Origin of the sequence: Streptomyces specialis, from assembly GCF_001493375.1 — a bacterium.
Lineage (GTDB): Bacteria > Actinomycetota > Actinomycetes > Streptomycetales > Streptomycetaceae > Streptomyces > Streptomyces specialis.
The window spans coordinates 438,698-457,056 of record NZ_LN929893.1; the positions used below are offsets into that span (position 1 = coordinate 438,698).

Annotated in this window: 18 protein-coding genes and 1 pseudogene; 11 read left to right on the forward strand and 8 right to left on the reverse strand. The window is 73.2% G+C overall.

Annotated elements, in window-relative coordinates:
• Positions 1-3 precede the first annotated feature (3 nt).
• The 3 genes from BN2279_RS11835 to BN2279_RS11845 all read left to right on the forward strand — a co-directional run bounded on the left by BN2279_RS11835 (position 4) and on the right by BN2279_RS11845 (position 2,308).
• Positions 4-420, forward strand: a complete 417-nt coding sequence (locus BN2279_RS11835) for a VOC family protein (RefSeq protein ID WP_059008767.1) — start codon at positions 4-6, stop codon at positions 418-420.
• A gap of 110 nt (positions 421-530) precedes the next feature.
• Positions 531-1,520: an ATP-binding cassette domain-containing protein gene (locus BN2279_RS11840; protein WP_059008655.1), complete on the forward strand. Its 990-nt coding sequence runs from the start codon at positions 531-533 to the stop codon at positions 1,518-1,520.
• The gene (locus BN2279_RS11845) at positions 1,517-2,308 is read left to right on the forward strand and encodes an ABC transporter permease (RefSeq protein ID WP_059008656.1); all 792 of its coding nucleotides are present in this window, start codon (positions 1,517-1,519) and stop codon (positions 2,306-2,308) included. The genes BN2279_RS11840 and BN2279_RS11845 overlap by 4 nt, the downstream gene beginning before the upstream one ends.
• Here BN2279_RS11845 and BN2279_RS11850 read toward each other — a convergent pair.
• Positions 2,289-5,227, reverse strand: a pseudogene (locus BN2279_RS11850) (ATP-binding protein). The gene BN2279_RS11845 and the pseudogene BN2279_RS11850 sit on opposite strands and share 20 nt — an antisense overlap.
• Before the next feature lie 98 nt (positions 5,228-5,325).
• Between BN2279_RS11850 and BN2279_RS11855 the strand changes: the two are divergent.
• The 5 genes from BN2279_RS11855 to BN2279_RS11875 all read left to right on the forward strand — a co-directional run bounded on the left by BN2279_RS11855 (position 5,326) and on the right by BN2279_RS11875 (position 10,435).
• Complete coding sequence (locus BN2279_RS11855) at positions 5,326-5,685, forward strand: DUF6204 family protein (RefSeq protein WP_059008657.1); 360 nt, start codon at positions 5,326-5,328, stop codon at positions 5,683-5,685.
• A gap of 59 nt (positions 5,686-5,744) precedes the next feature.
• A complete protein-coding gene (locus BN2279_RS11860; RefSeq protein ID WP_059008658.1) occupies positions 5,745-6,203 on the forward strand; it encodes a MarR family winged helix-turn-helix transcriptional regulator in 459 nt (152 codons plus the stop codon).
• A gap of 16 nt (positions 6,204-6,219) precedes the next feature.
• Complete coding sequence (locus BN2279_RS11865) at positions 6,220-7,284, forward strand: ABC transporter ATP-binding protein (RefSeq protein ID WP_079032078.1); 1,065 nt, start codon at positions 6,220-6,222, stop codon at positions 7,282-7,284.
• A 99-nt stretch (positions 7,285-7,383) separates the two neighbouring features.
• Entirely contained in the window at positions 7,384-8,148 is a 765-nt protein-coding gene (locus BN2279_RS11870; protein ID WP_059008659.1) for an ABC transporter permease, read from the forward strand.
• Positions 8,149-8,491: 343 nt separating this feature from the next.
• Positions 8,492-10,435, forward strand: coding sequence for an NACHT domain-containing protein (locus BN2279_RS11875; RefSeq protein ID WP_159037196.1), 1,944 nt, complete (start codon positions 8,492-8,494; stop codon positions 10,433-10,435).
• Between the two features lie 47 nt (positions 10,436-10,482).
• Here BN2279_RS11875 and BN2279_RS11880 read toward each other — a convergent pair whose 3' ends face one another.
• Positions 10,483-10,689: a hypothetical protein gene (locus tag BN2279_RS11880; RefSeq protein ID WP_059008661.1), complete on the reverse strand. Its 207-nt coding sequence runs from the start codon at positions 10,687-10,689 to the stop codon at positions 10,483-10,485.
• Between the two features lie 280 nt (positions 10,690-10,969).
• Between BN2279_RS11880 and BN2279_RS29315 the strand changes: the two genes are divergently transcribed.
• Both BN2279_RS29315 and BN2279_RS11885 read left to right on the forward strand, forming a co-directional pair.
• Entirely contained in the window at positions 10,970-11,146 is a 177-nt protein-coding gene (locus BN2279_RS29315; RefSeq protein ID WP_159037197.1) for a hypothetical protein, read from the forward strand.
• 7 nt (positions 11,147-11,153) lie between these two features.
• On the forward strand, positions 11,154-11,534 hold the full coding sequence (locus BN2279_RS11885; protein ID WP_079032079.1) for an SDR family oxidoreductase: 381 nt from the start codon (positions 11,154-11,156) through the stop codon (positions 11,532-11,534).
• A 41-nt stretch (positions 11,535-11,575) separates the two neighbouring features.
• Here BN2279_RS11885 and BN2279_RS11890 read toward each other — a convergent pair whose 3' ends face one another.
• The 3 genes from BN2279_RS11890 to BN2279_RS11900 form a co-directional block, all read right to left on the reverse strand.
• On the reverse strand, positions 11,576-11,980 hold the full coding sequence (locus BN2279_RS11890; RefSeq protein ID WP_059008662.1) for a hypothetical protein: 405 nt from the start codon (positions 11,978-11,980) through the stop codon (positions 11,576-11,578).
• A gap of 616 nt (positions 11,981-12,596) precedes the next feature.
• On the reverse strand, positions 12,597-12,857 hold the full coding sequence (locus BN2279_RS11895; protein WP_059008663.1) for a hypothetical protein: 261 nt from the start codon (positions 12,855-12,857) through the stop codon (positions 12,597-12,599).
• A 23-nt stretch (positions 12,858-12,880) separates the two neighbouring features.
• A complete protein-coding gene (locus tag BN2279_RS11900) occupies positions 12,881-13,951 on the reverse strand; it encodes a metallopeptidase domain-containing protein (protein WP_159037198.1) in 1,071 nt (356 codons plus the stop codon).
• Between the two features lie 566 nt (positions 13,952-14,517).
• On the opposite strand from BN2279_RS11900, the gene BN2279_RS11905 reads away from it, so the two are divergent.
• Positions 14,518-15,417: a hypothetical protein gene (locus BN2279_RS11905; RefSeq protein WP_059008665.1), complete on the forward strand. Its 900-nt coding sequence runs from the start codon at positions 14,518-14,520 to the stop codon at positions 15,415-15,417.
• A gap of 48 nt (positions 15,418-15,465) precedes the next feature.
• Here BN2279_RS11905 and BN2279_RS11910 read toward each other — a convergent pair whose 3' ends face one another.
• From BN2279_RS11910 to BN2279_RS11920, 3 genes are all read right to left on the reverse strand, one after another.
• Positions 15,466-16,164: a S1 family peptidase gene (locus BN2279_RS11910; protein ID WP_059008666.1), complete on the reverse strand. Its 699-nt coding sequence runs from the start codon at positions 16,162-16,164 to the stop codon at positions 15,466-15,468.
• A gap of 693 nt (positions 16,165-16,857) precedes the next feature.
• Positions 16,858-17,826, reverse strand: coding sequence for a pirin family protein (locus tag BN2279_RS11915; protein ID WP_059008667.1), 969 nt, complete (start codon positions 17,824-17,826; stop codon positions 16,858-16,860).
• Between the two features lie 15 nt (positions 17,827-17,841).
• Positions 17,842-18,096, reverse strand: a complete 255-nt coding sequence (locus tag BN2279_RS11920) for a hypothetical protein (protein WP_059008668.1) — start codon at positions 18,094-18,096, stop codon at positions 17,842-17,844.
• Between the last annotated feature and the right edge of the window lie 263 nt (positions 18,097-18,359).

Sequence of the window (18,359 nt, forward strand, 5' to 3'; positions counted from 1 at the left end):
CGCATGGACATCAAACTCTCCCAGTGCTTCCTCGCCGTCGACGACCATGACAAGGCGATCGCCTTCTACCGGGACGTTCTCGGCCTGGAGGTGCGCAACGACGTCGGGTTCGAGGGGATGCGCTGGGTCACCGTCGGCGCGCCGTCGCAGCCGGACGTGAACATCGTGCTGGAACCGCCCCTCGCCGACCCGGGCGCCTCGCCCGCCGACAAGGAGGTCATGGCGGAGCTGCTGGCGAAGGGCCTGTTGCGCGGGGTCATCTTCGCCACCGACGACTGCGACGCGACGTTCGAACGCATCCGCGCCGCGGGCGGCGAGGTGTTGCAGGAGCCGTTCGACCAGCCGTACGGCGTCCGCGACTGCGCCTTCCGCGATCCGTCCGGCAACATGCTCCGCTTCAGTCAGTCCCGCGCGCGGTGACCCCCGGCCGGGCGCGGGTCGGCGGTGCGCCGTCGCGGCCCGGCCCGGTTCCCGGGCGCTGAAGCCATGGTGAAACCGCGCTGAATCCGCCCCGCAGCAGGCTGTGCGGCATGACTACGACACCGGACGCCCCCGCCATCGCGGCCAGGGGGCTGCACAAGTCCTACGGCGGGAAACACAGCGGGAAGGACGGCGGAAAGGGCCCGAAGAAGGTCCTCGACGGCATCGACCTGGCCGTGCCGCGGGGCACGATCTTCTCCCTCCTGGGACCCAACGGCGCCGGGAAGACCACCGTCGTCAAGATCCTCTCCACCCTCGTCACCGCCGACGCCGGCGACCTGCGCGTCGGCGGCCACGACCTGGCCGCCGATCCGCAGGCGGTACGGGCCATGATCGGCGTCACCGGGCAGTTCTCCGCCGTCGACGGCCTGATCACCGGCGAGGAGAACATGCTCCTCATGGCGGACCTGCACCATCTCCCCCGCCGGGAGGGCCGCCGCACCGCCGCCGAGCTGCTGGAGCGCTTCGATCTGGTGGAGGCCGCGAAGAAGCCCGCCTCCACCTACTCCGGCGGCATGAGGCGCCGCCTCGACATCGCCATGACACTGGTCGGCGCCCCCCGGATCATCTTCCTCGACGAGCCGACCACCGGCCTGGACCCGCGCAGCCGCCACAGCATGTGGGGCATCATCCGCGAGCTGGTCTCCGGTGGCGTCACCGTCTTCCTCACCACCCAGTACCTGGAGGAGGCCGACGAACTCGCCGACCGTATCGCGGTGCTGAACGACGGCCGGATCGCCGCCGAGGGGAGCGCCGACGAGCTGAAGCGGCTCGTCCCGGGCGGGCACGTGCGGCTGCGGTTCACCGACCCGGCCGCGTACCGGTCCGCCGCCGTCGCCCTGCGCGAGGTCACCCGGGACGACGAGGCGCTGTCGTTGCAGATCCCCAGCGACGGCAGCCAGCGCGAGCTGCGCTCCATCCTCGACTGGCTGGACTCGGCCGGTGTCGAGGCGGACGAGCTGACCGTGCACACCCCCGACCTCGATGACGTGTTCTTCGCCCTGACCGGCGGCACCGACCAGCGTGAGGATGTCCGATGAGTTCCCTGACCCTCGCCGTTCGCGACTCGGCCACGATGCTGCGCCGCACCGTCCTGCACGCGTGGCGCTACCCGTCGCTCACCCTGAATCTGCTGCTGACGCCGATCGTCCTGCTGCTGCTCTTCGTCTACATCTTCGGCGACGTGATGAGCGCGGGCATCGCCGGCGGTCACGCCGACCGTTCCGCGTACATCGCCTATCTCGTCCCGGGCATCCTGCTGATGACCATCGGCGGCACCGTGGTGGGAGCGGCGGTGTCCGTGTCCATGGACATGACCGAGGGCATCATGGCCCGCTTCCGCACGATGGCGATCCACCGCGGGTCGGTGCTCATCGGGCATGTCGTCGGCAGCGTGCTGCGGGCGCTCGTCAGCGTGGTCCTCGTCGGCGCCGTCGCCGTGGCCATCGGCTTCCGGTCCACGGACGCCACGGCCCTGGAGTGGCTGGCGGCGTTCGGGCTGCTCGCGCTGGTCGCCATGGCGCTCACCTGGATCGCGGTCGGGCTGGGCATGGTCAGCCCGAACGCCGAGGCGGCCGGCAACAACGCGATGCCGCTGATCGTCCTGCCGTTCGTCTCCAGCGCCTTCGTCCCGGTCGACGCCATGCCGGGCTGGTTCCGGCCGGTCGCCGAGTACCAGCCGTTCACACCGGCCATCGAGACCCTGCGCGGGCTGCTGCTCGGCAGCGAGATCGGCGGCGACGGGTGGCTGGCGGTCGGCTGGTGCCTGGGCCTGGCGGCGCTCGGCTACCGGTGGTCGACGTCGCTGTTCAGCCGCGACCCGCGATGAGCGCGCGGGCCGCCGCCCGCAGCCCGTCCCGCTCCAGGGCGGCGTACTCCGACCCCGCGTCGGCGTACGCCGCCCGGTCGGCGTCCTCGGCCGCGCGCCGGGCGCGGTCCGCCGACATGGTCGGCTGGAACTCCCGCAGCACGCCCAGCCGTTCGGCCAGCGCGATCATCCGCACGGCGGAGGCGTCGCCGGACGCGAGTCCCGCCATGCCGAGCGCGTGCAGCACCGTGCCGAACACGGGAAGTTCCATGGGCGAGCGGGACGGGCCGGTCAGCAGCGTCCGCAGCCCCTGCCGCAGCCGGTCGGCCGGCTCCGCGACGAGTCCGGGACGGCCGGCGTGCGCGTGCGCCGTCACCGCCGCCGACTGGATCTGCAACGCCCACGGGTCGAACCAGGGATCGCCGCCGTGCGCCGGACCGGCCTGGGACATCCGGGCCACGGCGCCGCGCCACAGGCCGAGCCCGACCTCGGTCAGCCCGCGGGTGAGCGCGATCTCGGCGCGCGCGCCGAGATCGGGGTTGTAGAAGAGGTCCTGCTGCGCGGTGCCCGCGTTCTCCGCCTGCCTCAGCCAGTACTCGGCCTCGTCGGGGTCGCCGCGCTGGAGGCAGGCGAGGACGAGGGCCGAGCGGATGCCCAGGTGGTCGTGCTCGTCGCCGAGCCGCGGCAGCGCCGCCAGCGCGGCTCTGAGGTGCCCGTACGCGATCTGTCCGCGGCCGGTCCGCAGGCACAGCTCGCTCAGCCGGGCGTGGCCGATGACCTGCGTGGCGGGGTTGTCGATCGGCGCCAGCGCGGCGATCATCCGGCGGGCCGAGGCCAGCGCCCGGTCGATGTCGTGCTCGCTCTCCCGGCGCGCGGACCGTGGCCCATGAACAGCGTCGCCGTACCCACCACGGCGGCGGCGCGGGCGACTTCGACATACTCGGGCCCGGGGCGGTAGTGCGACAGCGGCGGGCCGGGGTCCGCGGCGAGGGCGGCGAGGCGGGGGAAGTTGGACTCGGTGGACCACAGCGCGCCGAGGACCGCGGTGAGGGCGGCGATGGTGGGCCCGTCCGTACGGGCCAGGGCGTGCCGCAGGGCCGGTACGAGGTTGTCCTGCTCGGCCCTGATCCGCTCCCACGCGGCTCGCGGCTGCGCGCCGAAGAGCCACGCGTGGTGCGCCACCCCGAAGTCCCGCGCCCAGGCGAGGAACCGGCCCACGGCCTCCTCCTCCTCGCCCGCCTCCGCGCGCCGGGCCGCGCTGAACTCCCGTACGGTCTCCAGCATCCGGAACCGCACACCGGCCGGGGTGTCGGTGACGGTGAGCAGCGACTGATCGGCCAGCTCCTCCAGCGGGCCCAGCGCGTCGTCGCCCAGCACCCGTTCGGCCGCCTCGCCGGAGAAGCCGCCGGGGAAGACGGACAGCGTGCGCAGCGCGGCCCTGGCGTCCTGGGTGAGCAGGTTCCAGCTCCACTCCACGACCGCGCGCAGGGTGCGGTGGCGCTCCGGCGCGTCCCGGGCGCCGCCGCGCAGCAGCGCGAACCGGTCGCCGAGGCGGCGGGCGATCTCCGGCACCGACAGCGCCCGTACCCGCGCCGCGGCCAGTTCCACGGCGAGCGGCAGCCCGTCGAGGTGGCGGCAGAGTCCGGCCACCGTGTCGGGCGGCAGCTCCACGCCGGGCCGGGCGGCACGGGCCCGTTGCGCGAACAGCTCGACCGACGTGTCGAGCCCCAGCTCCGGCAGCGCGTACACCGCCTCGGAGGTCAGGCCCAGCGGCGCCCGGCTGGTGGCGAGCACCCGCAGGTCAGGCGAGGACGAGACCAGGGCCCGTACGAGGTCGGCGGCGCCCCGGACGACCTGCTCGCAGTTGTCCAGCACCAGCAGCGCGGGGCCCGGGCCGAGCATGCCGCGGATGCCGGCCACCGGATCGGGGAGGTGGCCGCTCAGGGCGCCGTGCCGCCCCTCCCCCGCGCCGAGCGCGGACGCCACCTCCGTGGCCACGTCCTCGTCCGCGGTGACGCCGGCGAGCGGCACGAAGTACACCACGCGCTGCCCGGCCCGGCGGCTGACGGCGTGCGCGAGGCGGGTCTTGCCGAGGCCGCCGGGGCCGAGGAGGGGGACGGCCCGGGAGGCGCGCAGCGGCCGGCCCACCGCCGCGATGTCCTCGTCGCGTCCCAGCAGCGGGTTCGGCTCGTGCGGCACGCCGTGCCGGACCACGGGCTCCTCGCCGCTCAGCAGTTCCCGGTGCACGGCCCTGAGCCCGGCGCCCGGGTCCGTGCCGAGCGCGTCGCGCAGCTCGCGGCGGTACGCCTCGTACCGCGTCAGCGCCGTGGACGGGCCGGCCGTCGCCGCCTCGCCGCGCAGCAGCTCCGCGAGCACCTCCTCGTCGCGCGGATGCCCGGCGGCGACCGCGGCCAGCGGCCCGGCGGCCTCCGCGTGCCGTCCCAGCCGGGCGAGCGCGAGCGCCCGCGCGCGCAGGAGCGTGGCGCGCACGGGCGCGCGTTCGGCGCGCAGCGCGGCCACCGGATCGTCCGGGTCGCCGGGCTCGTCAGGGGTGCCCTCCCACAGCGCGAGCCCGGCGTCGGCCGCGGCCAGCGATCCCGCGTGGTCCCCGGCCCTGGCCCGGTCGGCGCTCGCGGCGGCGTGCAGCAGCAGGGCGGAGCTGTCGATCCGGTCCTCGGCGAGGGCGAGCCGGTACCCGGCCGGGGTGCTCGCGATGACGTCGGCGCCCAGCAGCGCCCGCGCCCTGGAGACGAGGACCTGCACCGCCTTCCCCGGCCGCTCCGGCAGCTCGTCCGGCCACAGCCCCGCCACCAGCCGCTCGGTGCCGCAGCCCGCGCGCACGTCGCCCGCGAGGAGCGCGAGGAGTGCGCGGAGCCGGGGCGCGGTGACCTCCTGTCCGCGATAGGCGACGCGCGGCAGCAGGGTCAGGTCGGTGGTCACCCGTGCAGGTTAACCAAGGCGCCGGCCGCCGGATCTCCCGCGAACCGGCGCCGGAAACGCGGTGGAGCCGCGCCGGTCGCGCTGGCTAGGGTCGCGGGATGACGACTCGTACCTTCCGTATCACCGTCCGCGGTGTCTTCGCCGGACTCGACCCGGATCAGCGGGCCGAGCTTCTGGCCCGTGCCGCCGAGCACGACATCCTCCGGGCGTCCTTCACGCCCGAGGGGCACCTCAGTTACGACCTGTCCGCGCGGTCCGCGTTCACGTTCCGCTTCCTGGACTCCGGCGAGAAGGAGGAGGACATCGTGGTGGCGACCGAACGCGCCGAGGAGGCGGCGCGGGCCTGGCTGACCGAACGCGGCTACGGCTTCCAGCACCTCAGGAGCAGCGCCGAGGACCTTTCCCGGGCCCCCCTGGGCAAACGGCAGCGCCGCGCCGAGGCCCGGCGCAACGCCTGATCCACCGATCCTTGACTGCTCAAGCATGCTGATATGCTTGAGCAGTCAAGGAGGTGGCAATGAACGACGCGCTGGACGTCTCCCTGCGTCTCGTACGGGCCCAGACGGCCCTCGTGAAGCGGTTCGACGCGAGCCTGTCGGGGCTGCATGGCGTGAGCCTGGCCGACTTCACGATGCTGCTGCGCCTGGGGCAGGCCCCCGGCGGGCGCATGCGCCGCGTGGACCTGGCCGAGAAGCTGGGGCTGACCGCCTCCGGGGTCACCCGGGGACTGGCACCGCTGGAGCGGATCGGGCTGGTCACGCGGGAGTCCGACGCCCGCGACGGACGCGTGGCCTACGCCGCGCTGACCGGCACCGGACGCGAACGCCTGACCGACATGCTCGCCACCGCCGAGCGGATCGCCGCCGAAGTCTTCGCCGCCCCCCTGTGGAGCAAGGAGGACATCGGCCAGTTCTCCACCCTGCTCACCCGCCTGGGCGGCACCGGACTGCCCGGCCACGGCACCCCGCCCCCGTAACCCCGCAGGAGCACCCATGGAAACCGCCCCCGCCCGCCCACGGCAGCCCGTCACCCCGGCCGGCACCGCGACGGCCATCCGCACGGAGGGCCTGCGCAAGGTCTACCGGCGCGGGCAGGACACCCTCGTCGCCCTCGAAGGACTGGACCTCACGGTCGCCCAGGGCGAGTTCTTCGGCCTCCTCGGCACCAACGGCGCGGGCAAGTCCACCACGATCGGCATGCTCACCACCCTGGTCACGCCCACCGCCGGGCGCGCCTGGGTCTCCGGCCACGAGGTCGGCGCCGACCCGGTCGGCGTGAAGTCCCGCATCGGCGTCGTCCCCCAGGCCAACACCCTGGACCGCGCGCTCACCGTGCTGGACAACCTCGCCTTCCGCGGACGCTACTTCGGCATGTCCGCCCCGGCCGCGCGCCGCCGGGCGCTGGAGCTGCTGGAGCGGCTCGGCCTCGCCGGCACGGCCGGGGCCAAGGCCCATCAGCTCTCCGGCGGCCAGGCCCGCCGGGTCATGATCGGCCGGGCCCTGATGCACGTCCCCGAGGTGCTCTTCCTGGACGAGCCGACCGCCGGCGTCGATCCCCGGGCACGCGAGGACCTCTGGCAGCTCATCGGAGACGTGCACGCGGCCGGGCAGACCGTGGTGCTGACCACGCACCACCTCGACGAGGCCGAGGCGCTGTGCCGGCGCCTCGCCGTCATCGACCACGGGCGGCTGCTCGCCTGCGGCACCCCCGAGTCGATCAAGGCGGCCGGCGGCGCCCGGTCCGTCATCACGGTCCGGTACGACGCCGACTCCCGCGCCGTCGAGGACGCGGCGCGCCGCACCCCCGGCGGCCCGCACGAGATCGTCGTCGACGGCCCGACCGTACAGGTGCGCACCACCCACCCCGACGGCGTGCTGGGTCACCTGGTGCGCGCGGGAGGCGCCGCCGGGCTGACCGTCCGCGACGCCACCACCACACCCCCCAGCCTCCGCACCGCCTTCCTCACCCTGACCGGACATGACTACCCTGTCTCTTCTACCCATCTGACGCTGCCGACCAAGCGGATAGTCGAGGTCTCACAGAGTGCCATCACATAGCGCCTAAGAACGCAGTACACCTAGTAAACAAGAGTGTTTACTTAAGCAGTGGGGGAAATCCCAGGGCTCAACCTGTGCTCTTCGTCGTGAGCGGCGTGTGTGTACGACCTGCGGGTCCTGAGCCGCAACGTTCCGGCCCTCCTCGTGCAGGTGGGTCTTCAGCCGCTGCTCTTCACCTTCGCCTTCGCGTACGTGATGCCCGGCATCGGCGGCGGACCCGGCGGAACGACGTCCTTCCCCACGTTCTCCACGATCCTGCTGCCCGGTCTGATGGCCGGCACCCTGATGCTCCAGAGCATCATGTCCGTGACCGGGCCGCTGGCCGCCGAACTCGGTCCCGGCCGCGAGATCGCCGACCGCGCCCTGGCCCCGCTGCCGCTCTGGGCCCTCGGCCTCCAGAAGATCACCTCGTCCGCGGTCTTCGGCCTGCTGTCGTCCCTCGTCGTCGTCCCGATCGTGTGGCTCGTCCACGCGCCGGGCGCCGCGCCCCGGGCCCAGGTGGACAACTGGCCGCTGCTCGTCGTCACCCTCGTCCTCAGCGCGCTGCTCGCGTCCACGCTCGGGCTGCTGCTCGGCACGGTGATCGACGCCTCCGCCTTCGGGGCACTGCTCGGCCTGCTCCTGGCCGCCGCCACGATGCTGGGCTGCGTCTACTACCCGTGGGCCGCGCTGGACCCGCTCGGCTGGGTCCAGGTCCTCACGCTCGCCAACCCGCTCGTGTACATGAGCGAGGGCCTGCGCGCGAACCTGACACCCGCCGTCGGCCACATGCCGACCTGGGCCTACCTCACGGCCCTCACCACCGGCACCGCCGCCCTCGGCCACCTCACCCTGCGCCGCTTCACCCGCCAGGTCCGCACCTGACGTCCCCGGCACCCACGAGCGGCCCCCACGAGCCCTCGCCGCCCGCCGCGCCCATGCTCATCTCCGCCGCGAGGGAGTGGCGCCACTCACCTTCGGGTGACCGGGGAGCGACAACGCCCCCGGGGGGTGCGCGGGAATGCGTAGGGTCGCCTCCAGAGCGCTGTACGGGGAGTGATGACCGGATGGGCGGGGGTCGCGAAGCGATCTCCGTGCGGGACGGCGGGTGGGGATGAGGGGCGGACGCGAACAGGCAGTGATGTTCGGGTCGGTCGCGGTGGTGTTGTTGGCCACGGCGGCCGTTCTGGGGGAGCCCGCGCTGCCGGGGGCGGATAGGAGACTGGTCGTGGGGCTCGCCTCGCTGGCGCTGAGCGTGTGGTCGGGACGGCTGGCGGTCCGGGCGGGGCGCTGGCAGGACACCGGGACGAGGGAGGTGGCCGACCGTCTGGCCGTGGAGGTGCTCGCCGCGGAGCGCGCGGCGTGGCGACAGTTGCTCGGGGGAAGCGACCGCGCCATCGATGTCCCGTTCGTCCACCACCCCGCGCCCGCGCACGACGCGGCCGGTGCCGCTCCGTACGGTCGGCTGGAGGAGGTCGCGGACTACTACCGGCGGTTGCGCCCGGGGCGGCTGGTCATCACCGGCGCGCCGGGCGCGGGCAAGACCGTTCTCGCCCTGCGGATCATGCTGCTGCTTGTCGAACAGCGCTCGGCCGGGGATCCGGTTCCGGTGCGCCTGTCACCGGCTTCGTGGGATCCCGGCATGCCGCTGGAGGAGTTCGTGGCCCATCATCTGGTGGAGACGTACCGCCTGACCCGGGCGGCGGCCGACGCGCTGGTCAAGGACCGGCGCGTGCTCCCGGTGCTTGACGGCCTGGACGAGATGGACGCCGACCCCGAGCCGGGCTACGGCTCCCGGGCCGCCCGCGCGCTGGAGGCGCTGAACGCCTATCACCAGGGTGTGCGGAAAGCCCAGTTGATCGTCACCTGCCGCAGCGGCCCCTACTCCGCGCTGGAAGCGCTGCGGGTGTGGGCGCACGACGCCGCCCGGGTCGAGATCACCCCGCTCGACGCCGTCACCGTGCGGCGATTCCTGGCCGACCGGGTCAATGACCCGGCGCGCTGGCGGAATGTGCTCGATCGCCTCGCCGCCGACCCCACCGGGCCGCTCGCCACCGGGCTGGCCACGCCGTGGCGGCTGACGCTGGCCGCCGGCGTCCACGAGCAGCGTCACCCCGGCGGCGCGTTCGCGCGCCATCCCGACACTCTCCTGGCCCCGGCCGTGGACACCCCGGACGCGGTGCGCGATCACCTGTTGGATCTGTTCGTGCCCGCGGCGACCGCGGCCTGTCCGCCACCCAGCGGCGCCGACTGGACCCCCGACCAGATCCGCGCCTGGCTGTCGGTGCTGGCCCGCTATCTCGACGGCGACGGCGCCACCGGCCGCTCGCTCGCCGGGCGGGCGCTGCCGGGCACCGACATCGTGCTCCACGAGCTGTGGCCGCTCGCCGGTCGCCGCGGCCGGGCCGTGAGCGCCGTCGTGCCCGTGGTGGTGTGGCTGGCCGGTTGCGCGGTCCCGCTCAGCCTGGCCCCCCTCGACACCCGGAGTCGGCTCGTCGGCCTGGTCGTGGCCACCGCGCTGGCGGTGCTCTTGTCCTGCGCGTCCTGGCGCGCCCTCTGGCCGGAGCCGGGCCGGATGTATCTGCGGCGGCGGAATGCCTCCGCCGAACGGCGTAACCTCGGCCCCGGGATCGCCTCGGGTGTCCTGACCGGTCTGGCGTTCGGCACCGCGTTCGGGCTCGGCTTCGGTCCGGTGATCGGCCTGGCCTCCGGCCTCACGCTGGGGGCCGCGGTCGGGCTCGTGGTCAGCCTGGGGACCTCCGGGGCCGTGGGCGCCGTGAGGCCCCGGGACATTCTGCGGAACGACCTGCTCGCCGGAGCAGCGGTGACCGTCGCGGCCGGGCTGGCGTTCGGCCTGGTGGTCACGCTGGTCGTCGGGCGCCCCTCCGGGTTCGCGTTCGGATCAGCCTTCGGGTTCGCGTTCGCCTTCGGGACAGGCATGCCTGGTGGCCTGGTCGGCCTGCGCTACGCCGGTTTCCTGACCGGGACGCGGAAGGGCTCCGGCCGGTGGCTGCCCTGGCGGCTGGGCCGGTTCCTCGACTGGTGCGAGGAGGCGGGCCTGGTGCGGATCGCGGGCGTCGGCTACCAGTTCCGGCACCGCGAACTGCAGGACCACCTCACCGGCCACCGCGCCGCGGCTTCGCACCCCTCACGGGACGACGCCCCCGCCTAGAAAGGCTTCCGCGTGGCACGTGACAGGCCCAAGTGGCGTTACTTCGGTCATGCCCCCGGCCTGAGCCCCGGGCGGCTCGGGCTGAGTCCCGCGTCCAGGTCGACGATCGTGACGCGGCCGAGCTGGACGACGAGCTGGGAGGCGAAGACCCAGCACATGCGACCGATGACGCCGTAAGCACGGAACCGCCCACTACCGGGGACGAACCGGAGGTCGCCGCACAGACCGCTGCCGTCCGCACACGATGTCGTCACACCGGGAAGAGCTGATCGACGGACACGACCGGTCCGCCTCACAGGCGGTGCCGGACGCGTTGCGTCCGGACACCCGGCGGGCGGAAGCAACGTGTTCGGCGTTACATGCCAGGTGCGGGGCAGTGCGCCAAGAGTGTGCGGTAGGTGGTGCTCATGGTTTCGGGGACGTGGCCCAGGCCGGCCCGGTGCACTTGGTGGAAGTACGGCACGAGGCGGAGGAAGGCGGGTCGGGCCTGCCAGAAGGCGCGGGGTCGGGGGAGTCGGCAGCGCTGCCGGTGAGGTGGCCGAGGATGACGATCTTGTCGGCGGTAGCGGCGTGCAGGAGCCACGGCGTGATGGTGAGGGTGGCAAGGCGGCGGGCGGTGTTTGCCTGGGTGGGCTGGTTGAGGACGTCGTGCTCAGCATGGAGTTGATGGACAAGTGCCAGGACGTCGGGGCCGCAGTATGGAAACTCTGACCGCCCCCTGGAAGTCGACCTCCTCGGTGCCTGGCGCCTGGCTGACGCGGTGGTTCCCCATATGAGGAGCGCCGGCTACGGTCGCATCGTCAAGGTCTCCAGCAACCTCGGCTCCCTCAGCCTGATGACCAGCGGCAGCGAACCCGCGTACCGCGTCTCCAAGGCCGCGCTCAACGCCATGACCCGCTTCCTGGCCGCAGACCTCACCGGCACCGGCATCCTCGTCAACGCCGCATCCCCCGGCTGGGTAAGGGCCGACATGGGCGGCCCCGGGGCGCCCCGCCCTCCCGAACAAGGCGCCGACACCCCCGTCTGGCTGGCCACCCTCCCCGACGACGCAACCACCACCGGCGGTCTCTTCTACGACCGCCAGCCCCTGCCCTGGTGACCGCGACCGGCGAGAGCCGGACCGAATGTCCAATCGATCGGCTAGGGAACAGCCGGCTCCTCGCAGCCCGTGGCCGAGCCGGGCCCGCAGGCACGGACGTAGAGCAGGCCGCCGCGCGCCGCTGCCGCCGCGCAGCCGCTTCCGTCCGCGTGCGAGGTGGGAACGGCCCCGGCCTCCGGCGAGGTCCACACCACCACCTCGGGGGGCGGGGCGCCGTCGCCCGAGACGTTCCCCAGCAGCAGCAGGTCACAGCCCTCCGCGCCCGTGGCGTGCTCGATCCACAGCACGTCGCGGTCCTCGATGTACCGCCCGTGCTCGGCCACGTCTCCGATGCACGCCGCCCGCAGCGCGTGCTCGGCCTCGGCGCAGCGCACCGCCAGTGAACAGACGGCACCCGCGGCGGGGCGTATTCCCTCCCGCTGCGGACGCGACGACTTCTCGAACATTTCTGCCTCCCGGACGAGCGGACTGGACGGAGCCGGAGCGCTGCGCGCCGGCCGCGGGCGCACAACGGCGGCCCGCCGGAACCTGGAACGGCCTGGTGAGCGCGGAATCCGTCGGTGCCATGCCCGACCTGGCGGTCCACGGATCCGCGTGGGGGGAAGGCGTTCGCGCAGACCTGCGCGATGGCCACCTCGCTGCGCCTCGGTCCGGAGACCCGGCCCAGGAGCGGACACGGACCTCGTCGCGGCCCGGCGGGCAGTCACGGCCCTACGGCCAGGGGCAGAATCCGCCGTCTTCGGCAACTGATCTCGCGGCTGCGCGGTAGCCGCTTCGCCGTGTTCCGGACAGCCTCCGGCCACACAGACTCACCTGCACGATCGGCTGAAACACCCGCAGCCAGCACCTCGCCGCAGGAAGGGAAACCGCGGAGATGGGCATCCGCCCCGCGCTCGACCACAGCCGGGCGAGCCGCGGTGGCGGCTCGCCCGGCTGGGCCGGGTGCCCGGCCCGTGCGCTTCCTCGCCTGGGCGGGCAGCGCCGGGCGCGGGCCGCGGCGTGCGACCGGGCCGTCGTGGGGCCGGGCCGGCCGTGCGCCGGGGTTCTCCCCTTGTGGGGGTGTCAGGCGGTGGTACGGCTCCTGGCGTTGCGGCGGCGGGGGACGCCCAGGGTGGCGGCGCCGGCGGCCAGCAGGATGGCCGCGGTGGCGGCGAGTGCGGTCAGGCCGTCGCCGTCGCCGCCGGTGGTGGCCAGATCGGCGTCCGGGGCCGCGCTGTCGGCCGTTTCCCCCGCCGGTGAGAGGCCCGCGTCGCCTTCGCTGCCGGAGGGGTCGGCGGCGGGGCCGTCGTCGCCGGTGGGGTCCGCGACCGGCGTCTTAGACATATCTGACGCTGCAGTCGAGGAGGCTAGAGTGGGCCTGGGGGGGGCCCTGATGTGCACAGGAGAAAGACGATGTATGTCGCATCTGTGTCTTGTTTGTTTATCCCGTGATCCGGATCACCGGCGGCAGGGGATTCCGTGCCGCCGGTGATCCGGATGGTGGCGGTGTCGCCGTCGGTGGAGACGGTCTCGACGGTGATGCCGCTGGTGTGGTCGGTGACGCTGGCGCCGGGGACCAGGCCGTTGCTGTCGTTCTCGTTGCTCTCGGGCGTGGGGTCGACGACCTGGGAGGGGTGGTAGGCGTCCGGCCGGGTGAGGTGGAGCTGGACGCCCGTGTCGGCGTCCACGTCGAGGGTCTGACCGTTGGCGCGGTAGGCGACCACGAGCCGGTCGCCCTCGTCGTTGCGGGGAATCTCCAGGACGCGGGTGCCCTCGGCCTGCGCGGGGGCGTGCAGGGCCCGCAGGGTGTAGGTGCCGGCGGCGGTGGTGGTGACGTGCCGGGCCTGGGGGACCCAGCCCATGTGCAGCAGTTCGGGGGCGGACAGGCCGCTGCCGGCGCCGCCTCCGCCCATGGGCGAGGAGCCCCGATAGCCCGCGTCGGAGCAGTTGTCCAGGGTCCCGGGGTCGCAGGTCACGGCGCTCAGGTGGCGGAAGCCGAGGTTGTGGCCCAGTTCGTGGATCAGGGCGCTGGTGCCGCCGCCGGTGGGCATCCAGGTGGTGCTCCCCGGCTGCTGTCCCAGTCCGCCCCAGCCGCAGTCGGCGCGGAACCAGATCGAGAGGTGGGCGTAGTCCTCCTCGGGGATGCCCTGCGCGGCGAGGGCCTGGCGGGTGCCGCTGTTGATGGCGCCCGCGTCGCAGGTGTTCGCCAGGTCGAGGCCGACGGGCCCCAGCACCTCGGGCCGGCCCTCCAGCGGAACGAAGGTGAGCTGCCCGTCGCTCGCCTCGCCGTAGTACGGCGCGAGACCCTCCGGACCGAAGAACAGGTCCTCCATGCGGGCGCGCAGCTCGTCGGGGTTCTCGATCGGGGCGTCGGTGAAGTCGACCATCACGGCGGCTATCGGCCTGGGGCACAGCCCCGCCGGCTCGACGTTATACACACCTGGCGCTGCCGACGGAGTGGCGGCTATAACACGCGCGGCGAGACCGAGGGCCGTCGCGGCGGCGCTTCCGGCCAGGAGTGCGGCCCGGGCCCGGAGTTTCAGGGAAGGGCGGTGCATGGGGATTGCCTTTCGGTGGTCCGCGGCCCGCCGGCTGTGCGGCCCGCGGTACGTGCCCAACAGTGCGGTACGTGCCTGACAGTGACGTGTTCTGCGGCGGCGCCCCGCGCGGCCCTCACGGGCCGCGGGCGGGCGCCCTGCTCTCGTCGGTGGGTGGCGGGTCGACCATCCTCACCGGCACATCGTTCCGGGGCGGCCGGCGGCCACGGAGGCTTCGTCGAGCGTGCCCCGTGGCGCCCGGGCGGACCGGGCCAGCGCCCGCGTCCAGGCGGAGCGGTGGCGTCGATCCGGTGCCGCGCACCCCTGTGATGCGCACCGGGTGACAGGCGCAGCGCCGTTCCTTGGCCGCCGCGGGAAGAGCGATCGTTTCCGCCCGCGCGGTATGGCGGGGGGCCGGTCGCGCTGATTAGCCTGTCCGGCCGACACCGACAGGGCGGAGGTAGGACATGCCGGGCCACGCGCCGGAGGGGGACCAGGATTTCGCTTCCGTGCTGCGGGCGGCGATAAGCCGCAGCGGACTCGGGCTGGAGCGCGTCCGGCACCGGCTGGCGCAGCGGGGGCACGCGCTGAGCGTGTCCACCCTGAGCCTCTGGCAGACCGGGCAGCGCAGGCCGGAGCGCCGGGAGTCCCTGGTCGCCCTGGCGGTGCTGGAGGACATCCTCGCGATGCCGAGCGGATCGCTGACCTCGGCGCTGGGGCCACGGCGGCTTCGCGGGCCGGGCCCCCAAGGGCAACGGCGGGTCCCCGCCGAGACGATGTGGCCTGCGGACCCGCAGATCCCGTCCCTGCTGCGGGACGTGAACGCCGACGACGAGTTCCTCGTGCGGCTGAGCCACCACGACTTCGCGACGCTCGGGCCGCAGCGCAGCGAACAGTCCATGCGGGTGCGGCTCGTGCTGAGGGCCACGCGGTCCGGGGTGTCCCGGTTCCCGGTGGTGCTCGCGCCGGACGACCCGCAGGCGCGGCGCCCCCTGCTCCGTCCGCTGCGGCACTGTTCCGTGCGGTCGGCGAGCTATTTTCCCGAACAGGGCTATGTGATCGCCTCCCTGGAATTCGACCGCGAGCTGACCCGCGGCGACGTCATCATGGTGGAATACGAAGTGCTGTACACGCCCGCCTCGGCCCGGTCGACGCGATTCGAGCGGAAACTCGCCTTTCCCGTCCACGAGTACTTCGCGGAGATTCAGTTCCACGAGGACGCGGTGCCCGCGCGCTGCAGATGGACCTTTCACAGCGAGACCGAGGCAGTGCGCGGCGGTGACCTTTCCCTCGACGGGGCGCACGGGGTTCAATTCGCCGCCTCCCAGGCGAGCCCTGGCCGTTACGCGATTCACTGGGAATGGTGACGGGCCGTTCCCGCGGCCACCGGGCCGGGCGGACGGCCCATCACCGCGTCAGGCCGCCGCCGTCGTCGTCGCGAGCTGTCCGGAGTTGGACAGGATCCACTGGCGGTAGGTGAAGACGTTGACGTGTCCTGACGTGCCCGCCGACGTGTCGCCGTAGGAGTGGACGCCGATCAGCCGGCCGTTCTGGAAGACGGGCCCGCCGGAGTCCCCGGGCCCGGTGTAGCCGTTGATCCGCGTGGCGTCGATGTAGGCGGAGGAGACTCGGGTGATCCTCATGGACGCCACCTTGAGGTAGCGGGAGTCACGCGCCGACTCCGTGCGGCCGAACCCGTACACCTGCTCCGTGCTGCCGACGGAGGGCTGGGTCGTGGTCAGCGCGGCGTAGGTGGTGGTGACCGGTGAGTCCAGCTCGTACAGGATGATGTCGGCCGAGGGATGCGCGATGGCACGTACCGGGCGGCGCACCTGGCCCGCGTTGCGGTCGGTGCTTCCTATCAGGAACGTGTTGCCGGCGTTCGCGCAGTGCCGCGCGGTCAGCACGTACCGGGGGGCGATGATCGTCCCGGAGCAGTTCTGCTGGCCGTTGACCATGATGGCCACGGCCCAGGGGCCCTCCGAGGCGAAGCCGCCGCCGATGATCGGCTGCGGGGCGCCCGGCTTCGGGGCGTCGGCCGACGCCGGGACAACGCCGGCGAGCGTTGCGAGGAGGACTCCGCACAACGCGATCAGGTACCGTTTGATGCGCACGAGACTTCTCCAATGAGTGGGGGGCTGACCGCGAGAAGACGCGTCAGTCGAAGAGACACGGCGGAACGCCGGCAATTCGCCATTCCGTGCTACGAAATGCCGCTCACCGCCCTCTCGTACACACGGTCGGCGAGCGAGCAGAACGCTAGAAGCGCCGGCCGCACGGCACAAGGGCGAAAGCCGGGGCCTATGCGGTCGCACCCTCAATGAGCAGGGATTTTCCCGGCAATCTGTCAACAGTAAAAGACGCGGCGCGGCCGGCGGCGCGAACCCGACCACGTCGCTGCCGACGCCTGGCCCGTATCCGGCGCCCCCTCCGATCTATCGACCGCTTCGTTCACCGGCGCCGCACGCGGACTCCGTCCGCGTGGCCGGCTCGCCGCCCGCCCTCGGCAACAGATGCCGCCCAGGACCGCGGCGAAGGCCATTCGTCCCGGCTGACCGGGCGGGAGCGCCGTACGGTAAGCCCCTCATTCCGGCTGGCCCTCCTGATACCCCGTCAGGAAAGTCAGCATTGAGTCAGCATTGAGTCAGCACAAGGACTGCCAGACGTGCCGACAGAAGGCCGGACCCGCGACTCGCGCCCCGTCAGAGTACGCAGCGGACGAGAGCCCACCGGATCCTCCGGGCGGCCCGACTCCGCACTGGGGCGACGGAGCCGGGGCCTCATCTCTTCGGGCACAAAAAACCAGGTCAGCGCGCGCGACCGCGCGGCTTGAGGGGCAAAGCGGGGAGGGCCGGGGCGGGGAGGCGGGTGCCTTCGTAGCCGTGGACCTCGCCGAAGCGGTCGCCCGTGGCCCATGCCTCGCGGGCGGCGGCGATCTCCTCGCCGGTCCGGGCGACGAAGTTCCACCACATGATGATCTTCTCCTCGAACGGGACCCCGCCCAGCAGCATGAACGAGGCGTCCGTGTCGGCGCGGACCGGGAGTTCGCGGCGACCGCAGCCGAGGTAGAGCAGCGAGCCGACGGGGAGCGGGACGCCGTCCACCACGGCCTCGCCGGACATGGCGAGCGCGGCGTACTCGAAGTCCTCCTCGACGGGCAGCCGGGCGTCGGTTCCGGCGGCGGCGGTGACATCCGCGCCGACCAGCGGGCTGTACGTGGTGCCGGGCGAGGTGGCGCCGTCGAGGGAGCCGAGGATGACGGTGGCGCGCAGGCCGTTGCCCCCGGCGACCCCGGGCAGCACGGCGTGGTGCTCGAACGCGGGGGCGGTGTTCCGGTGCTCGTCGGGGAGCGCGACCCAGAGCTGGGTGCCGTGCAGGATCGGCGCGTTGGTGTGCGGGCGCGGGGACTCCTCGGAGTGGGCGATGGCCCGGCCCGAGGTCATCAGGCCCAGCTCGCGCGGGCGGACCAGTTGGAGGCTGCCGACGCTGTCGCGGTGCAGCACCTCCCCCGCGTGCAGCCAGCTCACGGTCTGGAGGCCGATGTGCGGGTGGGGCGGGACCTGCATGCCCGGCTCGTCGGCGATGTCGTCGGGGCCGTAGTTGTCGACAAAGCACCAGGCGCCGACCATCCGGCGGCCGAGCGTGGGCAGCAGCCGGCGGACGAGGGTGCTTTCGCCGAGGGTCACCTCGCGGCCCGCGATCAGGTCGCGGACCGGCCCGGTGCGGGCGGCGCCGCCGCACTCGGTGGGCGCGGGCTTCAGGTCAAGATTGCTCATACCACGCATCCTCCCTCATGCGCCCTGCCAGCTTTCCGTGTCCATGGCGAAGAAGTAGGGCGTGGCGGCGCCCGCGCCGCCGCCGCTGGTACGGAACGGGTCGCCGTCGTCGTCCACGCGCACGGTGCCGCGCTCGTCGCCGGCGCTCCAGTCCAGCTCGATGTACCAGGCGCAGTCGCAGCGCGCGGTGGCGGCCTCGACGCGCAGGGCAAGCGGTTCGTCGGCGGTGACGGCGAACGGCAGGGCGGGGGCCCTGTTTCTTACACACATCTTTGAGGCCAAGTGACAAGCAGAAATCTCCTATGTCGTTGTCTGCTTGCGAAAAAATACGGATGGTGCGAGCGTTCATCGGAATAACTGGTCGACACGGTCACTCAGGCGTGTTGCGCATGCCGTTACGCCGCCGCGTGGACGCGCTGATCGTGCTCAACCTGCCGCTGTCGGCGGCGGAGTGCGAGGCGCTGGTGTCGATGGAAGTCCCCGTCCCGCGTTCCAGGGATACCGCATCGTCGCACGTCAGACCAACCGCGAAC